13 protein-coding genes and 5 pseudogenes are annotated in these 19,355 nt (G+C 37.1%); 12 read left to right on the forward strand and 6 right to left on the reverse strand.

Annotated elements, in window-relative coordinates; translation table 11 throughout:
- Positions 1-60: 60 nt before the first annotated feature.
- Both BIV59_RS19855 and BIV59_RS19860 read right to left on the reverse strand, forming a co-directional pair.
- The gene (locus BIV59_RS19855; protein ID WP_071353198.1) at positions 61-933 is read right to left on the reverse strand and encodes a YitT family protein; all 873 of its coding nucleotides are present in this window, start codon (positions 931-933) and stop codon (positions 61-63) included.
- A gap of 481 nt (positions 934-1,414) precedes the next feature.
- A complete protein-coding gene (locus BIV59_RS19860; RefSeq protein ID WP_071353199.1) occupies positions 1,415-1,639 on the reverse strand; it encodes a hypothetical protein in 225 nt (74 codons plus the stop codon).
- Positions 1,640-1,780: 141 nt separating this feature from the next.
- Here BIV59_RS19860 and BIV59_RS19865 point away from each other — a divergent pair, with 141 nt between their 5' ends.
- The 5 genes and pseudogenes from BIV59_RS19865 to BIV59_RS19875 all read left to right on the forward strand — a co-directional run bounded on the left by BIV59_RS19865 (position 1,781) and on the right by BIV59_RS19875 (position 5,148).
- On the forward strand, positions 1,781-2,176 hold the full coding sequence (locus BIV59_RS19865; RefSeq protein ID WP_083392277.1) for a restriction endonuclease: 396 nt from the start codon (positions 1,781-1,783) through the stop codon (positions 2,174-2,176).
- A gap of 28 nt (positions 2,177-2,204) precedes the next feature.
- Positions 2,205-2,309: pseudogene (locus BIV59_RS24565) on the forward strand (hypothetical protein); the annotation flags it as partial.
- Between the two features lie 437 nt (positions 2,310-2,746).
- Positions 2,747-3,577 (forward strand): VanZ family protein, encoded by an 831-nt coding sequence (locus BIV59_RS19870; RefSeq protein WP_071353200.1) that lies wholly within the window; start codon positions 2,747-2,749, stop codon positions 3,575-3,577.
- 439 nt (positions 3,578-4,016) lie between these two features.
- Positions 4,017-4,178: pseudogene (locus BIV59_RS24570) on the forward strand (transposase family protein); the annotation flags it as partial.
- 178 nt (positions 4,179-4,356) lie between these two features.
- Positions 4,357-5,148, forward strand: coding sequence for a transposase (locus BIV59_RS19875; protein ID WP_071353201.1), 792 nt, complete (start codon positions 4,357-4,359; stop codon positions 5,146-5,148).
- A gap of 139 nt (positions 5,149-5,287) precedes the next feature.
- On the opposite strand, the gene BIV59_RS19880 is transcribed toward BIV59_RS19875, so the two are convergent.
- Both BIV59_RS19880 and BIV59_RS19890 read right to left on the reverse strand, forming a co-directional pair.
- Positions 5,288-6,976 (reverse strand): hypothetical protein, encoded by a 1,689-nt coding sequence (locus BIV59_RS19880; protein ID WP_071353202.1) that lies wholly within the window; start codon positions 6,974-6,976, stop codon positions 5,288-5,290.
- Positions 6,977-8,031: 1,055 nt separating this feature from the next.
- Positions 8,032-9,071 (reverse strand): annotated as a pseudogene (locus BIV59_RS19890) (C45 family autoproteolytic acyltransferase/hydolase).
- An 853-nt stretch (positions 9,072-9,924) separates the two neighbouring features.
- Between BIV59_RS19890 and ltrA the strand changes: the two are divergent.
- Positions 9,925-11,724, forward strand: a complete 1,800-nt coding sequence (ltrA, locus tag BIV59_RS19895) for a group II intron reverse transcriptase/maturase (protein WP_071353204.1) — start codon at positions 9,925-9,927, stop codon at positions 11,722-11,724.
- 551 nt (positions 11,725-12,275) lie between these two features.
- Here the strand turns inward: ltrA and BIV59_RS19900 are convergent.
- On the reverse strand, positions 12,276-12,848 hold the full coding sequence (locus tag BIV59_RS19900; RefSeq protein ID WP_071353205.1) for a hydrolase: 573 nt from the start codon (positions 12,846-12,848) through the stop codon (positions 12,276-12,278).
- A 125-nt stretch (positions 12,849-12,973) separates the two neighbouring features.
- On the opposite strand from BIV59_RS19900, the gene BIV59_RS19905 reads away from it, so the two are divergent.
- From BIV59_RS19905 to BIV59_RS19920, 5 genes and pseudogenes are all read left to right on the forward strand, one after another.
- Complete coding sequence (locus BIV59_RS19905) at positions 12,974-13,894, forward strand: TetR/AcrR family transcriptional regulator (protein WP_071353206.1); 921 nt, start codon at positions 12,974-12,976, stop codon at positions 13,892-13,894.
- Between the two features lie 123 nt (positions 13,895-14,017).
- Positions 14,018-14,185, forward strand: a pseudogene (locus tag BIV59_RS23360) (IS5/IS1182 family transposase); the annotation flags it as partial.
- Positions 14,186-14,472: 287 nt separating this feature from the next.
- Positions 14,473-15,018 (forward strand): hypothetical protein, encoded by a 546-nt coding sequence (locus tag BIV59_RS19910; RefSeq protein ID WP_071353207.1) that lies wholly within the window; start codon positions 14,473-14,475, stop codon positions 15,016-15,018.
- A 351-nt stretch (positions 15,019-15,369) separates the two neighbouring features.
- Positions 15,370-15,606 (forward strand): hypothetical protein, encoded by a 237-nt coding sequence (locus BIV59_RS19915; RefSeq protein ID WP_240501957.1) that lies wholly within the window; start codon positions 15,370-15,372, stop codon positions 15,604-15,606.
- A 60-nt stretch (positions 15,607-15,666) separates the two neighbouring features.
- The gene (locus BIV59_RS19920; protein ID WP_083392278.1) at positions 15,667-16,737 is read left to right on the forward strand and encodes a DUF1835 domain-containing protein; all 1,071 of its coding nucleotides are present in this window, start codon (positions 15,667-15,669) and stop codon (positions 16,735-16,737) included.
- A gap of 311 nt (positions 16,738-17,048) precedes the next feature.
- Here BIV59_RS19920 and BIV59_RS19925 read toward each other — a convergent pair whose 3' ends face one another.
- Entirely contained in the window at positions 17,049-17,543 is a 495-nt protein-coding gene (locus tag BIV59_RS19925; protein ID WP_071353208.1) for a YcxB family protein, read from the reverse strand.
- A gap of 259 nt (positions 17,544-17,802) precedes the next feature.
- Here BIV59_RS19925 and BIV59_RS19930 point away from each other — a divergent pair.
- A pseudogene (locus BIV59_RS19930) lies at positions 17,803-19,097 on the forward strand (IS110 family RNA-guided transposase).
- Positions 19,098-19,355 lie beyond the last annotated feature (258 nt).

The following is a 19,355-nucleotide window of genomic DNA, read 5'->3' on the forward strand; positions in this document are numbered from 1 at the left end:
ACTATAGGAGTTAAATAAAAATGGTAAAAAAAAGGCTTCAGGCCTCTTTAACTTATATCTTTAATGGATATTATTCTTCCTGAAGTTGCCGCCCTTCACTTCGGCGACGTCATAGACAGTCACGAACGCTTTAGGGTCAACTTCATTAATGATTTCCTTTAGTTTGGTTTCTTCCAAACGGTTAATCACACAGGTGATTTCCTGGAATTTTTCGTGCGTAAAACCGCCATATGCTTCTTTATAGGTGGCACTGCGGCCTAATCGGTCACGAATCGTCTCGACCATTGCATAAGGTTCTGAAGAGATAATTTGAAACATTTTCGAGCCGCTCAAACCTTCTTCAACAATATGTATGACTTTGGAAGCTATGTAGTAAGCAATGGCTGAAAGTATAGCTCCTTGCAGACCAAAAACAAATGAAACGACAATAAAGACAAATACATTCAGGAACAGTATGAAGTCGCTTGTCCCAAACGGCAATTTGCGGGCGAGTAGCACAGCCAGCATATCAATTCCATCCAACGCACCGCCATTACGCAAGGCCAAACCCATCCCCAAACCAAGGATAATCCCGCCAACAACGGTGATTAACAATGTATCTCCTTCAATAATCGCAGGTGTGTGGTGCAACATACTTGTCCCAATAGCAAGCGAAACGATCCCAATAACGGAAAAAATCGCAAAGCTTTTTCCAATTTGTTTATACCCCAGCCAGATAAACGGGAGATTCAGCAACGCAATCAGCACCCCCAATGGAAGGTCAAAAAGTTCCGAACCAACGATGCTTAAACCAGTAATGCCACCATCGGATACGCTATTTGGAATTAAGACGGTTTCCAGCCCATACGCAGCAATAAACCCGCCAATAATCACCATTAATCCTCTCAGGAACAGCTTTAGTTTCTTGGACTTTTGTTTTTTCTTTTCTATCATAAAATTCCTCTCTTTCTGTTTAATCGTATGTTAAGTATAGCACAAACTTTTTTCATTTTTCCCGTAACAGGCCTCCTGCTGTATGTTTATATACCAGGCAATTCTTAATAGTCAAGATTGCTAGTCACTTGAAGGATTGAATAGGGGTTGGCTGGTAAATCGGATGGTAATATCGTTTACTTATAATAAGATCAGGTAAATCTGGCGCAACAGCCATAAAAAGGTTTAATCTCCCATAAGTGCTGCCCTCAAGGGTGCGACAGTCGATGGTACACTGTGGTCGTTGGAGTCAGACTAACGGATGGGCTCTAAGGCACCATAGTTGATCGACCTTCCTCTCCCAGCCTTAGAAACAGTATGGACAGATTCAATACATTTTCATTCTTTGTGGTGAAGCGCCGATTTTTGCGCTCCATGGATGGCTAATGGGATAATAAAGGGTTGATTTGTTTCAATAAAAAACACCATCAAAAGGCTGAAATTATAAATTTAATATTCTTCCTGCGAGGAATACTCCTTCTGTTATCATTGCTTTTTGAACTTCACACTTTTTGAGTCTTATATACAATTCTTCTTCTAACCACTTTGCAGTTTTAATGATTTCTAGCTGCTCATGGCTATTTGCTGCACTAATTACGAAGGCAAAGTTTCCTTTATCATCACCAACAGCTTCTTTCATTTGTTCAAATAATTCTCCAGGTCTCATTTTATCTTATCCCCCTTTTTATAAGGAGATTCGGCAAAAGGATATTTGTTCCTGCCAATTAGATTGTCGTTAGCTGATGATAAAGAAGAAACGGACCGAATATACAAAATAGAATAATTCCATATAAACCGGAGGACTATTGTGAAAAGGAAACAGAAAAAAGCATTAGATGATTTAATTTGGGGAGCTATAGTTTTATTTAGTGTTTGGATATTATTCAAAACGAGCAATATCACCCTGGCTGTAACAACCTTTTTCTTTTTGGTACTGGGCATGATTTTTTATAATATTATGAGGGCCGTTCTTTGTCGAAGGAGACTTAAAAGAGCAGGTATTCATCAAATAGATAAAGTGACAGGGACCCAGTTTGAGCAATACCTTGAACTACTGTTTACTCAAAAAGGTTATAAGGTTAAGTTAACTAATGCTACTGGTGGTTTTGGTGCGGATTTAATTCGTAGGAGTCCAGGTGGTAAAACTATTGTAGTTCAGGCGAAAAGATACACAAGAGGTCGTATCTGCAGTTCCTCACTATAAAGGGACAGAAGCTTAGGTAGTCACAAACAGCTATTATACGGAAGCTGCCAAGAAGCTTACTACAACCAATAATGTTCAATTGTACAATCGGAATCAATTAGTAAAATGGATTTTAGAGAAAAAGGTTGCTTAGAAATCGAAATACTTAAAAAATAGGCTCTGTTAATGTATGTTGTTGATTTTCTTCAACTAACGCGGCAGGTTAACTCAACAAGAATTAGTAAAATAGAGTTGATAAAAAACTGAAACTCCACAATCAAAACTGTTTATTAATGGTATAATTGGAAAATGTGCGAGTACGAGAGGGTTATTATGGATTGTAGCGTTAGGGGAATATTCAAGTTCCTCTAAAGCTTCGAGTTCTCTGAAGGCGTGACTCACTATCCAGAAAAGAAAGGATTGTAATAATGTATCAAGGAAAGTTGCGAAAAATAACGATTGTATTGTTAACATTATATACAGCTTTGACCCTCTATTTCTTGTTTCTTGGTTTCAATAGAGGTTCTCTGGGGCAACACTCTGGCATGCGATTTAATTTAATACCTGAAATAATTCCATTGCAATTATCCAATGGGTAAAAACTTTCAAATTTGGTTTTTTGAGGTTGGAAATTTTGTAGCCTTTATACCTTTTGGGATTATCATTCCACTCCTGTTTCGATGTAGCTTTAGACGCTTTATAAGCTTTTTTATTTTGTCTATAACAATACTAGAAACCCTACAAATGTTTTCTGGTTTGGGAGCTTTTGATATTGGCGATATCATAATTAATTCATTAGGTGCTGTGGCAGGATTTGCAGCACAGCGAATAGTCACCGGTGACCGAGATAAACCAAAAGGGATTTGCAAAATAATCTTAATAGCTATTGTATTTGCCCTTGGCACTATTATAATTATTGGCGGTATCAATAATTATCTAGAAAAAGGGGGAGGGAAAACCCTAGCTCTGAATGAACTGATTTTAAAAGATGGGTCTGTACAGTGGGATGAAAGCTTGTCCAGCTTTAAAGCAAACCGGAAAGAGGTTAGGCCTCAAATAAATCTGTATAGTAGAAATAATACGAAAAACAATGAATTCACGTATCACTTAGATGGCAAATATAAAAACATAACAGGCTATGTCGCCATACCGGACGATGTAATTAAAGCTGCAAGCACAGAAGGTAGTGACATAGAATTCATCAGTGGCGGAACAGTTATTTATTCGTTAGGATTATCATTCACCGGCGAGGAGGATTTTCAAATCCCTTTAGATGGCGTAAATGACCTTACCATAAAAATAATTAACAAGGACCCCAATCCAATTACAAATGCTGTGATGTGGGATATTACTCTTACAGAGGTAAACACAGGACAAAAAGTTATAAACAATATAAGAGAAAAAATAAAAACATTATTCTAACAAAACCTCAACAAAGAAATGAAAATATGCTTCCGTGGTAAGTGGTGTCATATCTGCGTCCTTGAAATATTTTATCAGTAGGTACAAATTAAAATGAGCTTGGAGATACGTTTTTCCGCTTATCATAGCGTGCTAAAAAATCAACAGCGCCGTTTAACAGAGCTAAAAAATAAAAAAAGTAAGGAAAGCCCGGTAAAGTAAAACAAGCGGGTTCAACTGGCACCAAACATGATGAATCTCTAAAAAATTAAAAGTAAAAAGTAAATATTGACGGTCTGGTGTGAAAAGGTTTGGTTCTTACGCAAAATTGGTGGAAGCATTTATAACTGTTTTTCGGGTATAGAATAGTAATACTCTAAAGGCGGTGCGTAGTATGAATCTTTCGGGAATTGAAGAGCTATTTACATTTGATGAAAATGTTAAAGTTATTCATACTTTGATGGAGTCTGAGAAACTGTTTGCCGTTCTAAAAATCTGTTCAACACATGCACAGTGCCCGAAATGTAAGCGCTTATCATCCAGCCGTCATAGCCGTTATGCCAGGAGCGTAGATGATCTTCCAGTTTCAGGCCATTCGGTTCACCTGACTATTCTTCTGCAAAAATGGTATTGTGTGAACCCTGAATGTAAAACTAAAATTTTCACAGAACGCTTGAATTGGTTAAGTGCGTCAAGCAGAAAAACGGATAGACTGGAAAAGCTGATTCGCAAGATTGGATATTCAAACAATTGTTTAACTGCAGAGAAGGTCTGCAGGGAGATGCATATTCCGATAAGCCATGACGCGATTTTATACCGAATCAAAAAAGAAGAACCAGTCCAGTCAAAGGAGTGTCCCTCTAGAAGAACACGAGGAAAAGATTTGGAAAAGAATTCAACATGTCCATCGCCTTCGGAAAGGAGGTAAGAGCATTACAGTCATCGCAAAGCAGCTGGGTATTTCCCGTAACACGGTCTATACTGATTTAGCGGTGACCTCGAAACCTTCCTTTAAACGAACTTCTGTGTATGATCGATATCTCCCCCTTATTCGAATCATGATAGCAGGTGGATCAAAGAGCGATGACATTGAAGCTGCCTGTAGGAAGGCAGGATTTGATGGACATCGTAACACGCTAAATTACATGATTGCGGACGAACGCCGTGATAGTCGAAGTAAGAAGCCGCAAACATTGAATCTTCTCCAGACAATCATACGGATTCTGTGGGATAAAGACGTTCAAAACCATAAGAAAGCATTGAAATCCGTGCATCCCAAACTTTTAGATTCATTTCCATCGTTAATGAAAATCTGCACATTCATTCAATCTTTCAGGCGGCTATTTGAAGAAAAACACTCATCAGGTCTTAGAAAGTGGTTAATCGAGCACAAACAGTCCTCTTTTCCTCACTTTCAAACATTTATTAACGGCGTAAGAGGTTGTTGTAAGGCTGTTTATTATGCGATAACCTTACCTTGGTCAAATGGCAAAACAGAAGGAACCATAAACAAGTTGAAAAATATCAAAAGAATGATGTACGGACGTGCAGGGATAAAGGTTTTATTAAATCGTTTGCGTTTCAGCTTGTAAAAGAATAGTAACATAACTTTTTTTCGCTGAAGATGAGATGATAGCTTAGGGATAATACTATCCACCAAAAAGACGTAAGAACCATATTATTTAACATAGCTTAATATATAGGGATCATTGTTCATTCTTAAATAATATATTATTGTTCATTTTCAAGAAACGGCGGCTCTTTAAGATGGTCAGTAAGTTCTTCAACACACTCAATGAATGTATCATAATCAAATACCCTGGTAGGAAAGGAAATTAGCAAATTATTATTTTTATCATATATTTCCGCAATGCGTTTTCGGCCATTTTTACGCAGAGAGACTTTTTTAATCTGATGCAACTCAATATTTTCAACTTGTGATTTGTACTGAATTTGCAAGTTGCTTCCTTGGATTTTTATAAAAGATTTTCTCTCTAGAATCCAACGTACTGTTACAAACAGGACATAAGCTGTCATAGCTGAGAGAGGTATTAACCCATATGAGATAGAGGAAATAAAATGAAAGGACCACATTGCAGCTAGAACTAAATAGGTTGGCAACCATCCTTTATTAAAAACAGACGTGTCTTCAAAATATACTTCACTCTGGTGCTGTTCTTTATTTATTTCTCTCTTTTTGATAAATTTGTTTTTATATTCCTCTATCTCGGAAGGTATGAATTCTTCTAATTCCGTATAGGTTCCTTCCCATATATCTATACTGTCCTTAACCTCAAGCGGAAAGGCCCCAACCCAACCATAATATGTTTTCTCATCTATTCCTATGAATGAGGAGAGATAGTAACGGATTGGCTGCCCATAATCATTTTCGATGTCAAGATGATCTTCAATTTTCACCTCGAATGGGACTCCTTGATACTCATCGTACTCCATTAAATAATCAAATAGATAAGAACGAGCAAAATAAGGTTGTTTATTCTCACCGGTCAAGAATAAATGGGTTTTACGCAATCGGTGCAACCCATAATAAATAAGTTGAGTGGATTCAATATTTTTTGATAGCTCGTTGAGAAGGTTCTTATCACAAACTCCTTTAAATTCCATTGTTGAAATAAAAGCTCTTGTTTGTAATATCGGATCCTTAAACGTAAGAACTTCATCAAATACTTCTTGAACCTTTTCGTTATAATGGTAGGTCATATTCATTAATAAGTACTCAATTTCTAAACGGAGGTCTATATAATTATCTTTCCAATCAATATAGACCTTTTTAATGCTGTAAGAATCGTGATAAGATTTATAGTTCTCCTTACATTTTTCGTAGTCTTCGAGCAGTAACGGATATACGAAATCCGGGTGAAAATTTTTTATTAATTCGTTCTCATAACAATACAATAGCAGGTCATAAAACTGATATTTATACGATTCGTCTGAGAGATATATGTAGAATTTCTCTACGATCCTTTGAATCCATCTAGGATGATCGTATAAAGGTTCCGTTACGATAATTGCATTTTTAGAAGGTAAGTTTTGTTCAAAAATGTCCATAATAGCTGATAGATTGTTTTCTTCCTCAAAAGAACACAAATAATACAACGCCCGGATTTTTGCTTCACGACTAAAACCTTGATAATAACGAGCAATTGCATCTGATACTTCAGTGGTTTGGTAATCACATACAAAATCAATAAGCTGGAAGCTTGGGTCATCCCACTCTTCATTAGTGGACTCAAAGTTGAATGAAGCAGCTTTTATAATATCTTCAAAAATACCAAAATCCAGACCTATTTCCTCGTTATCTTTTAATTTATTCAAAGAGTCTAAAGCTTTGTAACGCTTTTCAGGAACTTTACTCTGCGTATCTTTAATTATTTGCTTGATCTTAGATTCGTATGACATATATTCCACCTTGTTTTAATATTGTTACCGCGTATATCCATTAATATAGAATGGGTTAAATCTAAATTATTTTAAAGGAATATTAAAATCTCCATAGGATAAAAAATTACCATCTTTACTAATAGAATAGTTATTATTAGAAAAATTTATAAAAGTTTCACTCGAAGAAAGAACAAATTTGGAGTATCTTCCCTGCCTTTTGAAAAGTAAAGGGAATTCTGTGTTTTTATAGACGAAGACAGAGAGGTACCTATTTCCATCGTTTACCCCATCAGATTGATGCTTCGATATGATGTAATTACTATTAGTCATACTATTATCTATAGACGAATAATCACTTGAAAATGCAAATAGAGGAAACAATTTAACTATGGATATCAACATTATAAGAAAATAAAAAAATGAAGGGATTGTCGACTTGCAATAAAAGAATAGAGCAAATGAGGCTGAAAGTGAGATGCCAATATCCATAAACCAGGCAAAGTGAGTCAAATTGATATTTAAAGCCTTTGAATATAGGACAATATCATACTTTGTAGTCAATATTGTCATAAAGATCCTAATTAATAAATATAGAGCTGAAATAGCAATAATTCCTCTATAAAATTTATCCTTTATAGGAGTCCTTTTCATTTTCAACTTCTCCTTGCTCAGACTTAACTCTGTACCACTTATCTGTCTGTTTTTTTACTTTTCTATATTAATCAAGTGAATATCCATCTCCAAATTGTGCATATCCATCCAGTTTATACTATAGCACATTAAAAAAATTGAAGGTTAGCGTTATTAAGCTAAAGGTTGCGTTCGTTAAATAACGTTTTGAAAAATAGTTAAAGGCTCACACGCTTTTTTTTGAAATAAAAAAAGACTTTTTCTAGCCTTTTTTTTGTTAAAAGGAATGAATTCGGAGATTTAAGGGTGTGTCACTAAATACTTAGATAATTATTTGTCCTTATTGTTGATAGCAAGAGCATTGAAGCTACGACAAAAAAAGAAGACATTAATAACGCCTTCTTTTATTATAGATTTATTACTTTAATAATGGGTACGAATTATTATAAATTCATATTCAGGAAGGGGACATTAAAATTTAGTTCCCCTTTTATTTTTTTGATATTATTTTTTTCTCCACCTAGAAACTTCTCGAAATCAAAAATGACTGGGTTACGGTTTGGACCGATTGCGAACCAAACCTTTTTTTCTTTTGGAATGTAAGCAGAAGTGTGTAAGGTTCCTGATGAAGCATCGTACTTTTCAGAAAAAACTTGTTCATCTTTGTTATTTAATAAAGAAAAAGCCTCGTAAACACCTAATTTTTGTTGTTTCTCCATAATTTGTTGTCTTCGTTTCGAATCGTCCATCCGATAACGATTTTCCTCTAGAAGCATTTCGAAATGATTCGTGCTGGTGTTTGATTTTCTAGCTATTACGGAGCGGGGAGATGCTTCTACTACATAAGAATCACCTTTTGGGTCGAGCAATACATAACTGAATGACGTTCGATGCGGGATTTCTTTCAGTAGATTAATAGCATCCTCTACATTGGAACATGTCTCTAGTATCATTCGCCCAATCATGTTGCAAATAAATCCATCTCCCGAATGGATACGATTGATAAAGTTATACCCCATAGCAAGACCCTTTTCGTTCATACCATCAATTCTTCCGGTTATTTGCATAGAAGGACCAATAACTGCGTATCCACCATCGGTTGGTTGATAAAGAGTGAATCTTCCTTCGTAAGAACCAGGATGACTGTCGTAATTCCGTATAAGGTAGTCGGGCTGGTTAAGATAGAGCATCCGCTTTTTCCGTACTCCAAATAATACCCGCCAAATTCTCTTATTGCGTCATCAATGCTCCATTGTAAAGCATTTGCTAATCCATGTATTTCTTCTATAACTTCGGGTATATATTTTGACAGTAGAGTTAGTGCCTTTTCTTGGTCGGTAGCAAAATGACGTGTTCTTCTCGAAGTCCATTGCTTTGCTCGATTTGGTAAAATAGGAGACTCTTTTAATGTTTCTCCTTGCATATATCCAAACTCATAATGAGTCCCTTTAAATTGAATGGTATCGCTATAAACAGTGAACATTAGATTACTCCTTTTGATAATGATTCACTTTAACTATATCCAAAAAATCTATTACTGTCTCATTCCTCGTTCTTAACAAATCTAGGTAAAAGTCATTCGTTTCCTGCTTTATTGTTCTGGTGGATATTAAATACGTTGTGAACTAATGTACTGCGCGAAACGTTTCCTTATAAGTGCCAAAGCGCGAAATAGGAGAATTGCTAATAAGCAATGACAACTGATTAATTAAAACTCGGAATGAAAGCCGTCATGTTGAGCTGAAACGAGTTATCTGATCCTCCTACATGCACATAATGATAGTAGTCAAAATGTGTATGAAGCTAGGTAAAGTCGGCTGAAATGAACCTAAGTTGCTTATCTAGAATATGGTTTGTGATAGGTCGGGATGCTACAAAATATCTATGGTGAGAATGTCCAACTGGACTGACGAACTTGCGAATGTACGGGTCTAGATTTTAATACGCTCGAAAGGCGTATGCTGCGAACGCAGTGTCAAACACCGGAAAGTACGAGTAGTGTATAGGAACTGCGGGATATCTAACAAATGAGGATATAGGTTGGCAGGCTTAAAGTGAGCACCTACGGTTATATGTAAAGCTAGGTTAATCGGAACGTTGTAAGTAAGAAACATCCACTATTAAACGACTACTATCGGGATGGTGTCTATAAGATAATATATTTATCGAAGTGACTTTGCTCTTGCGAAAGTAGGGATACAGTACCGTTGAAGCGTGTAACAATCGTGGAGGGATAGTCCCAAGTCTTCTCTTTGAAAACTAACATAACTAAATGAAACTCACAGGGTCGAGTAAGATGATGGGATTTTCCGCAAGGAAGGGGAAACAATCCATCGGTGAGTACAGCTTTACGACATGCAGAATATTACGGTATGCAAGACATATTTGATGACCTTTATGAGCGAAGTAAAAACAATGCTACAAATGGTTTAAGGCTATATGAACATATCATATCGAAAGACAACATCTTATTAGCCTTTCGGAACATTAAGGCGAATACAGGGTCAAAAACAGCTGGAACTGATGGCATCACGATTGACAAATATAAGATTGAAAATGTTGATGAATTTATTGAGGATATTCGAGAATCATTAAAGAATTATAAACCCCAAACGGTACGAAGGGTTGAAATACCTAAACCCAATGGTAAGAAGCGTCCATTAGGGATTCCAACTATGAGAGATAGATTAATTCAACAGATGTTCAAACAAATATTAGAACCAATATGTGAAGCTAAATTTTATCACCATTCATATGGTTTTAGACCTAACAGGTCAACCCATCATGTAATGGCGAGATGTCAGTTCTTAATTAATAATGTGAAGTTGCACCATGTGGTAGACATTGATATTCAAGGTTTCTTTGATAACGTGAGCCATTCAAAGTTAATTAAACAAATGTATAGGATAGGCATACGGGACAAAAGAGTATTAACAATTGTCTCAAAAATGCTAAAGGCACCAATAAAAGGACTAGGTTTTCCAACCAAAGGAACTCCTCAAGGTGGAATCCTATCTCCACTCCTATCAAACATTGTTCTAAATGACTTGGATTGGTGGATAGCTAACCAATGGGAAAGTTTAAAAACAAGACATCCTTATGCACCTAACAGTAAAACAAGAGCGTTAAAGAAAACGAACCTTAAACAAATGTATATCGTGAGATATGCAGATGACTTCAAGATTTTCACAAACTCTCCCCAATGGGCTATCAAAATTTTTCACGCGACCAAAGGATACTTAAAAGAACAATTAAACCTTGATATATCTACTGAGAAATCAGCGATTACTAATCTAAGAAGACGAAAATCCGATTTTCTAGGTTTTTCTTTAAAGGCAGTAGCGAAGCGTAATAAATTCGTAGCCAATACACACGTTATGGATAAAAAGATGAAAAATATACTAGAGAAACTTAGATATTTAATCCGCAAAATCCAAAATAAGCCTACACCATTTACTGTCATGGATTATAACGCTTATATTCTCGGAATAAAAAATTACTTCAAGGTTGCGACTCATATCAATAAAGACTTTGGAAAAATAGCCTATCGTCTCATCAGAACCATGTATAATCGTCTAAAACCAATTGGCAAATATGGAAAACCTATAAAGCCATCAGACACATACAAGAGACTTCACAAGAATAATTTCAGAACATATAAAATTGCTGGTGCATACTTATTTCCTTTAGGAGATATTCAAACAAGTAACGCCATGAACTTCAGTCAAGTTATATGTAATTATACAAAAGAAGGAAGACTTAAACTTCATCAAAATATTAGTGCTGACGTTGCCATAGAGATTAACAAAATGTTAAAAATACCTTATGAAAAGGATAATTTAGAAATTGCAGATAACAGAATTTCAAGGTACTCAATGCAATTAGGCAAATGTGCAGTGACAGGGGAATTTTTAACATCCAATCAGGTACACTGTCATCACAAGTTACCCCGACATATGGGAGGAACAGATGAATTTAACAATCTTGTAATCATACACAAAGATGTCCATAGATTAATCCATGCTACAAATGAAGAGACGATTGAACGATATAGGGACATTCTTCAATTAGATGGCAAACAATTGAAGAAGTTAAACCAATTTCGTAAAGTTTGTAATTTAGTTACGTTAGTCTAAATGAGGAAGATGGAACGCCTAATGCGGCGAAAGCCGCACGTTGGGTGTGGAGCAGGGGAAAAGATGGAGATTACATCAAAGTCTTACCTATTGCTATTAAAGTACTTAATGAAGTAGCAATTTTTGTACTACCCACCGTAGTTTTAAGTCCATTATTATTTGATGGGCTTTTTACTTTTGAATATTTTTTTATTAGTACAAACAACAAAAGCCCTTCTCAAAGGAGAAGGGTATTTTCGGTAAGGTCAATGGCTCTTTTAGTTCTCCATTTCTAAATTGGCTGCTGACATAAAAACTCTTTCTTCAAACCTTATATGACAGTGTTTTTCCTTTCAATCCAAAAATAACTTAAATAGATATTAATTTATAGTTTCTTTCCATTAATAATGAGATGCTATAAAATGGGGGGCCATTCGATTGTCTACTTACTGAAATGGTTTGTGGAGTAAAAAGCATTTTTAATGCATTGTACTAATTCAAACTGAGACTTTTCTTCAAAAAATAAAAAACGACCCTTGGAACCAGATAAATCCGAGGACACATCTCCTATGTTAAGCTTCCGCTAGGGCAGAGATGATTTCCTGCGTTGTTCGAGTTCGCCCAATACGTGGAAAAATAACATTTTTCACATGATCATGCTCGGCTTGGGAAAATCCAGTCATGGCATCAAAAGCGAAAATTAGCTGATACCCATGCATAAATGCTTCTCGTGCGGTTGTATCCACGCCAAGCCCAGTAGAGATGCCGCATAAGACAATAGTGTCGATTCCTCGGCGACGAAGTTGTAAGTCGAGCTCTGTTCCATAAAAGGCTCCCCATTGTTTCTTGGTGATAACGTGATCCGTTTCGGCTACTCGCATTTCCGGGACAATCTGGTCCCACTCATCTGGTAAATTTAGTGGAGGAGCAGGAGAATCTAACTTTGGTCTCGGGATATCCTTCAAATCCTTGCTCGATACCCGGACCATTACAACCATTGAACCTTGATCACGGAAAGCATCTGCCAAGGCGGCCGCGTTAGATACCACCTGCTCGGCGGAATAAGGGGCGTATTGATTGCCCAGCCACTTTTGCAAATCAATGACAACCAATGCAGTTTTTTGCAGATCTAGCAATTTTTCCATTTACGTATGTCTCCTCATCTTTTGTATTTGACCTTAAGTTTATTAAATTAAACACTAGGTCATTTGACTTGATGTTTTATATTTTGTACCATTATTCATAAATAGTCAAGCAGGGAGATTTTTATATGAGTGTGACAAGGGAAGAGGTTGTGAATTCTGCTACGAAGCTTTTTAAGGAACGGGGGTTTCTTTCGACGACGATACAGGATATTGCAGAGGATTGCGGCATTGCTAAAGGATCCGTCTATAAATATTTCCCTTCTAAGGAAGACCTATTCAGCGAGGTGTTTAATCAATGCCTTAACATCTATTTTGATCAAGTCGATGAGTTGAAGCGCATTCCAAGTCTCACTCCGAAGGAGCAGTTTCTGCAGCAGATCATTCTGAGATTTAGTTATTTTATAGAGTACAAGCATATTCTTGTCGAATTTACTGAGCTCCCCATCCAGCAAGATCCCAAGTTTCAACCTCTTAGACACAAGTTTAGGGGGCGACTTATCCGATGGCATACAGAGTGCCTCTTGCTTGTGTACGGTGAGGAAATCCATCCGCTCCTGTGGGATTTAGTTTCCATCTATCGAGCAATTTTGAAAGAGTATCTATTTTGGATTGTTTATGAGGAAAAATCATTATCGCTCGAGGAAACGGCAAATTTCATTTTGGACAAGCTTAATGTGCTCTTTAAGCATATGATAGAATCCAATTTGAAGCCTCTGTTAACACAAGCTTCTTTCGAAAGGTATTTAAACTGGGGACTCGAGGACCGCCAAGATGAAATGGAACAGATCCTTATCGAACTGTTCAAGGAGATGGATTCGTCTATTGACGTCCTTCCGTCCGGCTCCGTACATCGTTCGGAATTAAAAGATCTTTGCCGATTTATCCAGTCAGAGATTAATAAAGAGGGGCCGAATCTCCCTTTAGTACAAGCTTCGCTGTACTATTTGGAAAGAGAGAAGGAACTTAAAAGTCTGGTCATCCAATTGAGGAATATTATTTATTCAAGTACTGGACCAGAGACAGCTAAAGAAAACTATACAAAATAAAAAGGTTCCTTGATGAAGGAACCTTTCAGACTGTAGACAAACCCGAAAAAACGGGTTTGTCTACAGTCTTCTTTGTTTTAAAATAGAAGTAATTCAATCTTGAGGTGATGACCATGCTTTCTAAAGAAAGAAGAATCCAAAGAAATCAAAGAAAGTACAACGGATCCAGAAAGCGGGTATTACGTAAAAGACGAACGGACCAAGCAGTTTGCCTATTCCTTTCATGCAGCCTCGGATCGAAACGGATTTGTCCTCAGTACGATTGTAACACCGGGTAATACACATGACAGTCATACCCGAGCACATAGTTTTGGAACTCCTTTTATATCTTTGGCAAAATCAAGTGGCCACTCCCCATTTTTCTGTCTTCGTTTAGTTAAGGTTAAGTATCATACCTTATTTATGGCGCATAAACTAAAGCATGATCTGATTGGAGGTTTAGGAAAATGGTAATATATCCATTTAGTTATCCCTATAGGTCCCAGCCTTATGCTCAGTCTTATTATCAATATTCTTATCCTTATCCCGCCTCTTATTATGGAACTTATCCTCCAGGATATTGGCATATAGGAGGTCAAATGGCAGGTATGTATGCCGATGGCCATTTGGGAAGCGGACAGGGGACTGGCTACAATGTTGGCGGTCATTTAGGAGGAGAACATGGTCTTGGGGTTTATTCGGGAAGCCAGCTAGGCGGCGGTCAAGGGATAGGTGTCCATGCAGGCGGTTATTTAGGGGGCCAGCACGGTCTTGGAGTCAAAGCAGGCGGCCAGCTAGGAGGCGGTCAAGTGCTCGGCATTCAGGCAGGCGGTCATTTAGGGGGCCAGCACGGTCTTGGTGTTCAGGCAGGCGGCAACTTAGGCGGAGGGCAAGGTCTTGGCATTCAGGCAAGCGGCAACTTAGGCGGCCAGCACGGTCTTGGTGTTCAGGCAGGCGGCAACTTAGGCGGAGGACAAGGTCTTGGCATTCATGCGGGCGGCAACTTAGGCGGCCAACAAGGGCTTGGTGTTCAAGCAGGCGGCCAGCTAGGCGGAGGACAAGGAATAGGCGCTCATCTTGGCGGTAATCTTGGTAAATACACCGGTCATCTCGGCTTCAAATTTGGCGGTAAAGAGAATGCGTAAACCTAAATAAAAATGATAACCAATAAAGGCTGACCTATTGTATTCTTCTGGGGCAGCCTTATTTTAGTCTGGTGTAATAGGTAATTGATTTAACTGTAAGGCCCAGTTGCAGCGTTGGTGTAACCAGGGGCAAAGTAAATGTTAGTACTAGCAGAGCTGTCATCATCCAGCTAATCAAGGGTAATACTTTTTCTTATTGAATGATTTTTGGTATTTGTGAAGGTTTGCACTTAAACTAATGGGTGCTTTAGTTGAAGATCGTATGGCTACTTCGGCAGCCTTTTTCTTATGGCACTAACTGGGTAGTTTAGTTCGATAAGGATTTTATATTATCTGAGGAATGGAGATGGTTTGCTGGGCCCTAAATATTTAATCAATTTCCTCAATAAATTAGAGGAAAAAAATATAAGCTATAAGCTAAATAAAGTTAGAAATGATGCTATTATGGTTGAAATTGCAATTCCTGGACAACGTTGGGAAGTTGAATTTATGGCGGATGGAACAGTAGAGATTGAAAAATTTATTGGTGACGATAATTTTTATGGTGGTCAAGAGATAGAAGTATTGTTCAGGGATTTCTCTGATTAAACATTTCTTTCAATTAATTGTAATATTTAGGAAGGAATTTTACTTATGGGAGACTCTTTTATGGAAATAGAGAAAATAGAGAAAATAGAGAAAATAAACAAGATCGTAAAGGAATTACGAGAGAGAGATGCAAGGTTACTTCTTAGCCATATTTTAAAAAGAATACATTTTTTAGACGAGCAGGACTATTCTGAGGAGCAGTTTATTGAAGATATGAAAAACGCATACAAAGCGGTTTTCGAGATTACTGAACAGCAGCAAAATAAAATAGAGGGACCCATCAAGGTTGTTCATATTCTGTTCGTAGATTCTGCTGCGGGATGTTTTAGACAAGCACTGAAGGAAATGGGTGCTGATTATAATGATGAAAAGATCATTTGTGTTCGAGAAATGTTCTCTATCGGTCCTATCTGGAAGTTTAATGAAGAAGTTGGAAAACAGGCCAGGTATAATTGGATGCAAAATAACTTGGCTGAAGAGGATGGCGAGTTTGAGGAATTAAAGGAAACATTCAATAGAGCTTTTAATCGAATTATGTCTATTAAAGAAGATATTCCTATTTATTTGTGGGCTGCTGAAAATGCTGAGGAGCAGACGGGACTTCGTTTTGCCGTGGAACTTTTAAAGGAAAAAAATAATGATTTTTTCATTATGAACACAACGAAGGGATTTAATGAACTTTTTAATATAGGCAAACGGAAATACTCGATTTCACACACAGGCGAAATAGCCCCAGAAAAGCTCCAAGAGATTTACGAAAAACTACGACAGGACCAATCCCCTCTAACCCAACAGGAACAGGAACAATATGAAAAGGATTGGCTTTCTCTCAATGAAAATAAAGAAACTTTAAGAATTTGGAAAAACGGAACAGTACAAAGTGTCCGTGAAGACTACTTTGACGAACTTATTATAAATAGAGCGAAAAAGCTCCACGGTAAACGTAAAACAAATGAATTTTTTAAATCATTAAGGTTAATTGGAGATGTCCTTGGCCATATACATTTAGACCAATATATAAGTGATACTTTCATAAACTATCGGTTGAAGAAAATGATTGAAAGTGGAATCTTTGAAATGGAAGGCAGTCTTGAGGCAATGAGATTATACAGTGTCCGTTTGAAGCAATAATGTTATGGTAAAGGAATAATAGTGAAAAATTTTTCTTAAACAAACGGGTGCTTAGCGGAAGATCGGAGCTGTCTTGAAGGCAGCTTTTTCTTTAAAAATTCACAGGTAAGGATATTAATTATGAAAAAAAATAGGACATATAGGCCTAGAGTGTTCGAAGAAAAGCCGACCAAGGGAGAAAAAACTCGCTGGTCTATTTATAACTTCCTTTCCAGTTGTTTAGGAGTTGGTGGTGCAATCCCGTTACTTTTCTCCTTAACAGTAATAGGACTTGTCTTTTGGTTACTATAAAGAGATGATGTTGAAGGCTGCTAAATAGCAGCCTTTTTATTTTGAAGAAAAGTCAACATATCTTGTGAAATTTTTGATTTAGGAATGATGTATCCAGAAATATTGCTGTTGTAGATATAAAAATAGCTTGGGGTATCAACAATTTTTCGAATAGATCCCCAATTGTGTCTGGTTTCACCATTTGGGCTTTTCTCAATGATTTCTTGATCTGTTATGGTAAGTTCATAGGTACCATATAACGAACCATTGACTCCTTCCTGAAGCATTTTTTTCGAATTCCTTTTAATATGTCCATAAAAATACTTAGGATAATAAATAAGCCAGATTGCAGCAACAATAGCATAAACAATCCACCCGGTTATGGATGAGTCAATGAACAGGGGAAGGGCTAGCATAATGATTGGAAATATGAACCGTTGGATTAAGAGTGCTCTTTTTACGGCCGGTGAATTGGCGGCGTGGTACATTTGAAAATTGAGAAAGTCCTGAAGAGCTAATTTATAGATTAATTTCATATTATTTCTCCTTTCTGTTTGATTTTACCTTACAAGTAGACTTTTTCACACTAAGAAAAATATTAGCTTCTTCAATTAACGGGTGCTTTAGTTAAAGATCATTAGGCTGCTTAGACAGTCTTTTTGTTGTTAAACTTAAGGGCAGCATTCCTGTAATAAGTGAAAATACGATTTGAGAGAAAAAAGACCTCTTGATAAGATAAATGTGTCCTGAGCTGGCCAGCTAAAAGGGACAAAATATCTACTCGGAGGTCTCACTATGAATTATAACCAAAATCATAAAATAGCTCAAATCACACCTAAAACCTTAGTAATAGGTATTGATATTGCCAAACATCATCATGTAGCTAGAGCGCAGGATTATCGTGGAATAGAGCTAGGATCTACTTGCTTTTTTGATAATACCCAAGAAGGATTTAAGACATTTATTGATTGGATTAATCAAATAAAAGAGTCATGCGAAATGGAGTCTGTCATTACTGGGATGGAGCCTACAGGCCATTATTGGCTTAATTTAGCTCATATTCTAAAGGAGGAACAGATTAAGTTCGTAACGGTCAACCCTTTACATGTCAAGCACAGTAAGGAGTTAGACGATAACTCTCCAACTAAAAATGATGTAAAAGACGCGAAAGTCATTGCACAACTAGTCAAAGATGGTAGATACGCTGAACCAACCATACCACAAGGGGTTTTCGCGGAACTGCGTGTGGCTAAAAATTACGCGATTTATTAAATGTGGACCTACAAATTGTGCAGGGACAGGTACACAACTGGATTGATCGATACTTTCCAGAGTTTTTTACCGTTTTTAAAAGTTGGGAAGGGAAGGCAGCTCTTCATTTATTAAAACTCGATGCTTTACCTTACGAAATAGGTGAATATACAGATGAAGAATTTCTGGATTATCTAAGGCAAGCAGTGAAACGTAGTATAGGGATCAAGAAGATTCAAGCTTTAAAAGAAGCCGCCAATCGCTCGATTGGCATTCGTCAGGGCGCCATGATGGCTAAAATGGAATTAAGAACGTTAATTCAAAAGTATGAACTCATTCAAGCCAAGTTCGAAGAGCTTGACCAAACTCTGGATACACTGCTTCAAGATATTCCAGGCGTTGATCAAATGTTAGAAATAACAGGAATTGGACGCGATACAGTGGCGGGTTTCTTCGCTGAAGTAGGCGATTTGAGTGAATACAATCATCCTCGTCAGATAACCAAACTGGCAGGACTCAGCTTAAAAGAAAATACATCAGGAAAGCATAAAGGGAGAACCAGGATTACGAAACGTGGTCGAAAAAAATTAAGGGCACTACTGTTTCGGGCATCTATGATTCTAGTAGCTAATAATAAAGCCTTTAAAGCCCTGCATCATTATTACACAACAAGACCTGATAATCTGTTGAAAAAGATGCAGTCTTTAATTGCTTTGTGTAATAAGCTCATCCGTATACTCTTCTATATTGGGAAGAAGCAGTTTGTGTTTAAAGAGGAGAAGATGTTGAAGGACATCCCCCATATGCATGCATTTATCCAAGAACCAATAGCAGCTTAATCACTATAAAACTAACTATTAACAAATAAATTTGAAAAGATGAACGGACAAAATCAGCATGGGATTAGTCGGCAACGCAACTAACGTAAGGACTTAGATCCTGTGGGGCAGCATGACCGACATCCACCTTATGGAAAGGTTGAACGAAGGAATGTAGGAGCTTAGACTCTGTGAGACTTGGGAGGGTAGACCCCCGTAAGAGATGTGGATATCCATTGGTGCGTACATAACTATTTATCCAACTTTTTGAAATTAACC

The organism is Bacillus sp. MUM 13 (assembly GCF_001866725.1).
Classification (GTDB): Bacteria; Bacillota; Bacilli; order Bacillales; family DSM-1321; genus Peribacillus.